Here is a 4,727-nt window from a genome sequence, read left to right as displayed (position 1 = left end):
GGGCGATCGCAGGTGGCGATGGGGCGGGGCGCATGCGCGGGCCACCGCGATCAGGTAGCTATGCCGGTCCGCGACAGCCGGGGCAACCTGAACTTTCCGGCAGCCCTATGACTTTCAGGAGGTGGGATGTGCAGCCTGGACCATTCCGCATGGCTCAGTCGTGCGGATGCGGCGACAATGAGGCACAGCCGGTGCCTTTTACCGATGCCAGCCCAGCCGCGGAGACCATCAGCCATGCCCCTGAAGCCCATCGAACACGCCGACGCCGTTCCCGAGGTGCGCGCCGTCTACGACGACATCAAGGCGACCCGCAACGTGCCGGACGTCAACAATTTCTGGAAGATGACCGCCCATCACCCGCCCACGCTGAGGCGCACCTGGGAGAGCCTGAAGGAGGTGATGGCCCCCGGCGCGCTGGACCCGCTGGTCAAGGAGATGATCTTCGTCGCGGTCAGCGTGACCAACGGCTGCGACTACTGCATCCGCTCGCACGAGGCCGCGGCGCGGCGCGCCGGCATGACCGACGCCCAGTTCGGCGAGTTGATGGCCGTCATCGGCATGGCCAACGAGACCAACCGCCTCGCCAAGGGCTATCAGGTGGAGATCGACGAGGCGCTGAAATAGCCCGTCACGCGATGTCGTCGAGGGCGTCCTCCAGCGACGGGTAGATGCCCTCGGCCAGCGAGCCGTCCACCCGCACCGGCCGGGGCAGGACCGCCACGGCGTCCAGCGCGCCGCGCAACGTCAGGCCGGTGACCTCCACGAAGCCGCCGCGGTTGCCGTAGCGCCCGGCGGTCCATTCCGCCCGCTCGGGGTCACCGGACAACCGCCCGTTGCAGGTGATCATCTCGTGGGTGTCGTCGCCGCCGCGCCGGTTCCAGGCCATGCCGCCGCCCAAGCCGCTGCCGATGTCGCGGGGGCGGAAGCCGTGGGGCTGGAGCAGGTCGCGCACCGCGCGGGACACCACCACGGCCTTGGGGTCGATCTCCGTCCCCACCGGGCCGCCCGCCGCCTGGGGTTCCTGTCCGATCGCCTGTTCCATGGGTCCGCTCCCCGTCTTGTGTCGCTTACCAAGGACAACAGGCGGGAGCGCGGCCTGTGCCGCAGCCGTGGATCGGAAAAAGCGAAAGGGGCCGATGCGTCGCCGCATCGGCCCCCTTCATACTGGTCGGAGAGAGAGGATTCGAACCTCCGGCCCCTGCCTCCCGAAAGCAGTGCTCTACCAGGCTGAGCTACTCTCCGGTCCAATCGGTGCCGCCGTTGCCAGCGTCGCCGTGGAGCGGGTGTATAGACCCATTGCCCGCGGGCTGCAATGGGAATAAGCGGCATTTGCGGAATGTTTTTTTGCCGGGCCGCGAAAGCCGGCGGGAAGGCCGCTGCAACGGCTGGTTGGCCGGGCCGGAACAGCCAAAGGGCCAAAAGCGAAAGGGCCGATGCGTCGCCGCATCGGCCCTTTCGTGCTGGTCGGAGAGAGAGGATTCGAACCTCCGGCCCCTGCCTCCCGAAAGCAGTGCTCTACCAGGCTGAGCTACTCTCCGGTCCGTCGGTGGCGCCGTGGCCGGCGTCACCGTGGGCCGCGTATATAGCCGCTCGATCCGGGGGCTGCAACGTGAAAATCACCCCCGGCGGCGAAAAAGTTCCCGAAGCTTAGAAATCGCGCTCGATCACGAAATCCAGCACCTCCAGCAGGGCGGCCTTCACCGGCGTGTCCGGGAACAGGCCCAGCGCGTCGCGCGCGATGGAGCCGTAGTGGCGCGCGCGCTCCACGGTGTCCTTCAGCGCGTTGTGCCTGGCCATCAGCTCCTGGGCGCGCTCCAGGTCGCCTTCCTGCTGGTCCAGCTCCTCCATGGTGCGGCGCCAGAAGGCCCGCTCCTCGTCGTTGCCGCGGCGGAAGGCCAGCACGACGGGGAGGGTGATCTTGCCCTCGCGGAAGTCGTCGCCGACCGTCTTGCCCAGCTTCGCCTGGAAGGCCGAGTAGTCCAGCACGTCGTCGACGAGCTGGAAGGCGATGCCCAGGTTCATGCCGTAATCGTAGAGCGCCAGCTCCTCCGCCTGCGGGCGGTCGGCCACCACGGCGCCGACGCGACAGGCGGCGGCGAACAGCTCCGCCGTCTTGGCCTTGATGACCTCCAGATAGGCCTGCTCGCTGGTCTCCGTGTCGTTGGTGGTGCGCAGCTGCAGCACCTCGCCCTCGGCGATCACCGCGGACGCCTTGGACAGGATGCGCAGCACGTCCAGCGACCCGACCTCCACCATCAGCTCGAAGCTGCGGGAGAACAGGAAGTCGCCGACCAGCACGCTGGCCTTGTTGCCGAACACCGCGTTGGCCGAGGCGAGGCCGCGGCGCAGGTCGCTCTCGTCCACGACGTCGTCGTGCAGCAGGGTGGCGGTGTGGATGAACTCCACCACCGCGGCCAGCATCTTGTGATCCTCGCCCTTGTAGCCGCACAGCTCGGCGGCGGCGAGGGTGAGGACGGGGCGCAGGCGCTTGCCGCCGGCGGCGATGAGATAGCCGGCAAGTTGCGGGATCATATCGACGGACGAATGCATCCGCTGGACGATGATCTCGTTCACCGCGCTCAGGTCATCGGCCACCAGGGCGGTCAGATCGTCGAGCGGGGTGGACTTCCGCCGTTTCGGCTCGAGGTTGGTCACGACCGCCAAGGTCGACTCCAATGATGATTGACGTGACGAATTCCGGCAGGGAGCATAACGGCATAGCCTCTTCGGTCAAGTCCGCAAGGCGAATAAGGGCACAGAACAGCCGGGATTTCATGAAGGAACTTCTGCGCACCACCGATCCGGTCCGTCTGAGCTGGCTTCTCGCCCTGCTGACCGACGCGGGAATCGAGGGGATCGTGCTGGACACCCACACCAGCATCCTGGAGGGCTCCATCGGCGCCATCCCCCGCCGCCTGATGGTGGCGGAGGAGGATCACGCCGCCGCCTGCCGCCTGCTGCGCGACGCCGGAGAGGAGCTGGGGGCGTGACGATGGAGAGCGACGCGGCGTTCGACACGCTTCTCGGCGGGCGCGTCCGCCTGCGCCAGCCGCAAGGCGGCTACCGCGCCGCCATCGACCCCGTGCTTCTCGCCGCCTTCACCGCCGCTGAAGCGGGGGAGCGAGTGCTGGACGTCGGCACCGGCACCGGGGCGGCGGCGCTGTGCCTCGCCGTCCGTGTGCCCGGTGCGATGGTCGTCGGGCTGGAGAAGCGGGCGGAGGCGGCGGATTTCGCGCGGCGCAACGCCGCTCTCAACGGTGTGGATGGCCGGGTGAGCGTCCTTGAGGGCGACCTGCTGGCCCCGCCGCCGGAACTGGTTCCCGGAACCATCGACCGGGTGATGATGAATCCGCCCTATCTGCGCGCCGGGGCGGCCAGCGTGCCGCCCGACCCCTGGAAGGCCGCCGCCAATGTGGAGGGGGAGGCGGGGCTGACCGACTGGGTGCGCTTCGCCGCCGCGATGCTGAAGCCGCGCGGCACGCTGACCATGGTCCACCGCGCTGACCGGGTGGACGAGATCCTGGCCGCCCTGCACGGCGCCCGATTCGGCTCCCTGACGCTCGTCCCGCTCTGGCCGAAGGCGGGGGAGGAGGCGCGGCGCCTCCTGGTGGCGGTGCAGAAGGGGGGGCGCTCGCCGGCGCGATTCACCGCCGGGCTGGTGCTGCACGGCCCCGATGGCGCCTATGGCGGGCAGGCGCAGCGGATTCTGCGCGACATGGACCCGCTGATCGCTTAAGCCAACGCTTTCAATCCGGCGTCAGCGCCACCATTTCAACCGGCGATGAACATGACGAAGCTGCTCGCCAAACTCCCGTTCGGCCCCTGGCGCGACGCCGGGCCGATCGTGTCCGTCCTCCGCCTGTCCGGTGTCATCGGCCAGGCCGGAGCCTTCCGCCAGGGCCTGACCATGTCCAACATGGCCGGGCTGATCGAACGCGCCTTCGCGCCGAAGGGTCAGGCGGCGGTTGCGCTGGTCGTCAACTCGCCGGGCGGGTCGCCGGTGCAGTCGGCGCTGATCGCCAAGCGCATCCGCGACCTCGCCACCGAGAAGAAGGTGCCGGTCTTCGCCTTCTGCGAGGACGCGGCGGCGTCCGGCGGCTATTGGCTCGCCTGCGCGGCGGACGAGATCTGGGCGGACGAGAGCAGCATCCTGGGCTCCATCGGCGTGGTGTCCGCCGGCTTCGGCGCGCACGAATTCATCGAGCGCTACGGCATCGAGCGGCGGCTCTACACCGCGGGCGACAAGAAGGTGATCCTCGACCCCTTCTCGCCGGAGCGGGAGGACGGGGTGGCTCATCTCAAGGCGATCCAGGCGGAGATCCACGAGGCCTTCAAGGCGATGGTGCGCGACCGCCGCGGCGCCCGCCTGTCCGGGGCGGAGGAGGAACTGTTCTCCGGCGCCTTCTGGGCGGGGCGGCGCGCCCTGGAACTCGGGCTGATCGACGGCATCGGCGACCTGCGCAGCGTGCTGCGCGGCCGCTTCGGCGAGAAGGTCCGGCTGCGCGTGGTGCAGGAGGACCGGCGCTGGTTCCGCCGCATGGGCTTCCGCGTGGATGCGCCGGTGGGGGCGAACACTCTGGACAATCTTGCGGCGGCGCTTCCCGCAGCGGCTCTGTCCGCCGTCGAGGAGCGCGCGCTCTGGTCGCGCTACGGCCTTTGAGTTTTTTGGTTTGTGGTCGCCGTGAGGCCCCCAACCCTGACCCTCCCCCGCTGCGCAGGGGAGGGAA

At 69.2% G+C, this 4,727-nt stretch carries 6 protein-coding genes and 2 tRNA genes; 4 read left to right on the top strand and 4 right to left on the bottom strand.

The genetic code is table 11. The annotated features are described in order from the left end of the window. Positions 1 to 234 precede the first annotated feature (234 nt). Positions 235 to 624 carry a carboxymuconolactone decarboxylase family protein gene (locus GBZ26_RS27020; protein WP_174441465.1) on the top strand — a complete coding sequence of 130 codons (390 nt, stop codon included), beginning with the start codon at positions 235 to 237 and terminating at the stop codon, positions 622 to 624. A 4-nt stretch (positions 625 to 628) separates the two neighbouring features. Here the strand turns inward: GBZ26_RS27020 and GBZ26_RS27015 are convergent, their stop codons facing one another. The 4 genes from GBZ26_RS27015 to GBZ26_RS27000 all read right to left on the bottom strand — a co-directional run bounded on the left by GBZ26_RS27015 (position 629) and on the right by GBZ26_RS27000 (position 2,664). After that, positions 629 to 1,042 (bottom strand): hypothetical protein, encoded by a 414-nt coding sequence (locus GBZ26_RS27015; RefSeq protein ID WP_119509879.1) that lies wholly within the window; start codon positions 1,040 to 1,042, stop codon positions 629 to 631. Positions 1,043 to 1,165: 123 nt separating this feature from the next. Beyond that, positions 1,166 to 1,242, bottom strand: a tRNA-Pro gene (locus GBZ26_RS27010). A 219-nt stretch (positions 1,243 to 1,461) separates the two neighbouring features. Beyond that, positions 1,462 to 1,538: transfer RNA gene (locus GBZ26_RS27005), tRNA-Pro, on the bottom strand. Positions 1,539 to 1,647: 109 nt separating this feature from the next. Continuing rightward, entirely contained in the window at positions 1,648 to 2,664 is a 1,017-nt protein-coding gene (locus tag GBZ26_RS27000) for a polyprenyl synthetase family protein (RefSeq protein ID WP_035675389.1), read from the bottom strand. 110 nt (positions 2,665 to 2,774) lie between these two features. On the opposite strand from GBZ26_RS27000, the gene GBZ26_RS26995 reads away from it, so the two are divergent. From GBZ26_RS26995 to GBZ26_RS26985, 3 genes are read left to right on the top strand one after another with little or no spacing between them, the layout of a single operon-like run. Next, positions 2,775 to 2,990 (top strand): putative signal transducing protein, encoded by a 216-nt coding sequence (locus tag GBZ26_RS26995; RefSeq protein WP_014241194.1) that lies wholly within the window; start codon positions 2,775 to 2,777, stop codon positions 2,988 to 2,990. Between the two features lie 2 nt (positions 2,991 to 2,992). Further along, positions 2,993 to 3,736 (top strand): tRNA1(Val) (adenine(37)-N6)-methyltransferase, encoded by a 744-nt coding sequence (locus GBZ26_RS26990; RefSeq protein WP_174441466.1) that lies wholly within the window; start codon positions 2,993 to 2,995, stop codon positions 3,734 to 3,736. 51 nt (positions 3,737 to 3,787) lie between these two features. After that, a complete protein-coding gene (locus tag GBZ26_RS26985; protein ID WP_425514926.1) occupies positions 3,788 to 4,660 on the top strand; it encodes a S49 family peptidase in 873 nt (290 codons plus the stop codon). Positions 4,661 to 4,727: the final 67 nt, after the last annotated feature.

Source organism: Azospirillum formosense, assembly GCF_013340925.1.
Classification (GTDB): Bacteria; Pseudomonadota; Alphaproteobacteria; order Azospirillales; family Azospirillaceae; genus Azospirillum; species Azospirillum formosense.
This window is presented reverse-complemented; position numbering and strand designations above follow the sequence as displayed.

What these genes read in the sequence shown, in the direction of transcription:
- GBZ26_RS27020 (WP_174441465.1), top strand. Translation starts at nt 235, where the DNA reads ATGCCCCTGAAGCCCATCGAACACGCCGACGCCGTTCCCGAGGTGCGC.
- GBZ26_RS27015 (WP_119509879.1), bottom strand. Translation starts at nt 1,042, where the DNA reads ATGGAACAGGCGATCGGACAGGAACCCCAGGCGGCGGGCGGCCCGGTG.
- GBZ26_RS26995 (WP_014241194.1), top strand. Translation starts at nt 2,775, where the DNA reads ATGAAGGAACTTCTGCGCACCACCGATCCGGTCCGTCTGAGCTGGCTT.
- GBZ26_RS26990 (WP_174441466.1), top strand. Translation starts at nt 2,993, where the DNA reads ATGGAGAGCGACGCGGCGTTCGACACGCTTCTCGGCGGGCGCGTCCGC.
- GBZ26_RS26985 (WP_425514926.1), top strand. Translation starts at nt 3,788, where the DNA reads ATGACGAAGCTGCTCGCCAAACTCCCGTTCGGCCCCTGGCGCGACGCC.